Source organism: Adlercreutzia sp. CNCM I-6215 (assembly GCF_977072315.1).
Genome location: NZ_CDRVMA010000035.1, coordinates 1 through 2,284, shown reverse-complemented (window position 1 = coordinate 2,284; position 2,284 = coordinate 1). Strand labels below are relative to the sequence as shown.

Genomic DNA, 2,284 nt, shown 5'->3' with positions numbered 1-2,284 from the left:
AAGGAAGTGGAGGAGGAAAGAGCCTTAGGCTATCGGCAACGCGTGGAATGAGTATCGGCGACGCGCGGAATCATCATCGGACAAGCGCGCAGGAGGCAAAGATATCAAAAGCTTCGATAAAAACAGCGAGCGATTTAACATAGGTCGAGATAGATGGTGCCTTAGCCGGTTTGTATCTGAGGAGACATTCCATGTCAAAGTATGATATTCAACTGAACAAGCTGAAATCACGTTTGACTAACTCACTTTCAGAAGTGATGTCGTGGGGGACTGAGGAGGTGACAAGAGCATGGAAAAAGCGCTGAAGATTCAGCGCGGAAAGGAGCAATTAGTTTCCGCAAATGAAATCCAGAATGAATTTCACGGAAGAAACCCTTGGGGCATTAGCTTCATTTGCCCTCTATGCCGGCAACCTCTGTTTCCCGCTGCGATGTCATCAGGAAGCAGGCAGTCACCCCATTTTAGGCACGAGCGCAATAACGAAAGAGCTCACGAGTGCGAACTCTATGCGAATAGCTACGGCTACTTCACCACTTACCAACGCGTACCCATGCCGATGTTCATAAGAAAATCGCGCTCTAGAGAAGGGGTTTTCGTTGTTGAAGGCGGCTTCAGAAGCCTTGACCAAAGAGATCTTTACGTGCTCGAGCGCGAAGGGGCGAAAATCAAAATCGGCCATAAATGTTACAGTATAAACGCCCAGCGCTTTTGGGCCGGCTTGACAAAGCTTCCGTTTGAAGACATATCTCTGAGTTGTGGATCCTCGGTTAGACTTGTTGGCTCATCCTTAGATCTGAGCTCCACGTGGGGCTATCCAGAGGATGCGCGTAATGCGATGGTTTTCACGAGGGATAGCGACGCAGGGCAGGGAAAGCGCCTGAAGATTGGCGATACCATACCTTTTGAGACGGACCTGTTCCTCTTAGCCCCAGAGAAAGAGGATGAGCGGATACGCTCATCCTTTACGGATGTGCGCAGGGTAGGCATTGCCGGGAAGCGGACGGCTATGTTCAAACTTGTGGTATTCGAAATCCGGTTCAGCAAGGAGGATGCTCGATGGACGCGAGGAAAGCAATATCTTGAAGCATGCGGTTTCGAAGTCGATGATTCTGGAGGCACCCCGGAGCTGCTTTGGCCGCCTTCTTTAATGAGCGGCGGAGAGCTTCTTCCTTTGTTTGAGGGATCGCGCTGCATCTTTGCAGCCGATATGAACTCCTCTGTCGACAATTCCTTGTATGTCCATACCAATGCCGATACTTCAGATCGAATTAGAACCGTTCCTCTCAGAAAGGTCGATGGAGGGAATAGCGGATTCGCGATCCTTAAGAACACCGCAAAAATAAGTTTTGTGACAACCCGCAACTGGGTGTTTTCTTCTGCGATCCTTTTGCACCCGAGCGACTTGATGATAGACGACTGGTTGCACGAGCTCAACCTCAAACCAGGAATCTACTTGGACAAAGGATGCTGGGTTCTTAATCTGTCGTACCCGTGCGAAGTCGTTAGCTATCGAAAGCATGGAAGCGTTCAGAAAATCAGAATAACAAAAGACCAGAATTCCTGTTCGTTTGAGGCTGGTCGCCTGAATGCTATCAAGGTAAGAAAGAAACTTGGGGCTTCCCTAGATTATCTGGTTGTTTTTGAAAAGAAGCTCGACTTGGGGCAGCCTTTGATAAACCATTCTGCGGAGATAGCCGCCGCTGAAGGGGCTATAGCGCCTGGAACGCCTGATGACGTCGCCTTCGCCATAGCAAGGCAGAGCGGAAAGATGATACGCCAGCGAGGCGCAGATAGGCAGCGTGCGCTGCGGAGAAAGACAGGCGGACGGGCGTGAATAACTTTGAAAACGAACGCTATTCGGTGTGCATTGTCCATGCAGACAACCACGGCGAAAGAACTTATTACAAATATTTTCGCGTTGCAGATTTTATGCCGCAGGAAAGCTCTGACGAACTGATTCCTGCGATAGTGCAGAAGCATACAACTTCCCTTGAAGAGGCGGTGGCCAACCCGGATCACCTCTACAACCCCTCCGCTGCCTACAATCACGAATCACGTGATTCCGACTTCTACCTTTTCCAATGGAGGCTGGATCCTGACAACTGGGGCAAGCAGCTAACAAGGAGCTTTCATGACGACTCAAGCCTCCTGGCCTTTAAGGAGCCGAGGGAGGTGATTCTTCTCGAAGGTGAGTAGTAACCTCTCGCGGTACCATCGATCACCTGGCTTGGTACCGGCGATCAGCAAAAGGCGGTACCGCGAGTAGGCTGTCTCGGTACCGCTA

2 protein-coding genes are annotated in these 2,284 nt (G+C 50.4%); both read left to right on the top strand.

What is annotated here, in order from left to right:
- Positions 1-289: 289 nt before the first annotated feature.
- Positions 290-1,834, top strand: a complete 1,545-nt coding sequence (locus tag ACW4LP_RS12290; RefSeq protein ID WP_147270690.1) for a hypothetical protein — start codon at positions 290-292, stop codon at positions 1,832-1,834.
- Positions 1,831-2,196 (top strand): hypothetical protein, encoded by a 366-nt coding sequence (locus ACW4LP_RS12285; RefSeq protein ID WP_415963344.1) that lies wholly within the window; start codon positions 1,831-1,833, stop codon positions 2,194-2,196. Before ACW4LP_RS12290 ends, ACW4LP_RS12285 begins: the two co-directional genes overlap by 4 nt.
- The last annotated feature ends 88 nt before the right edge of the window (positions 2,197-2,284 follow it).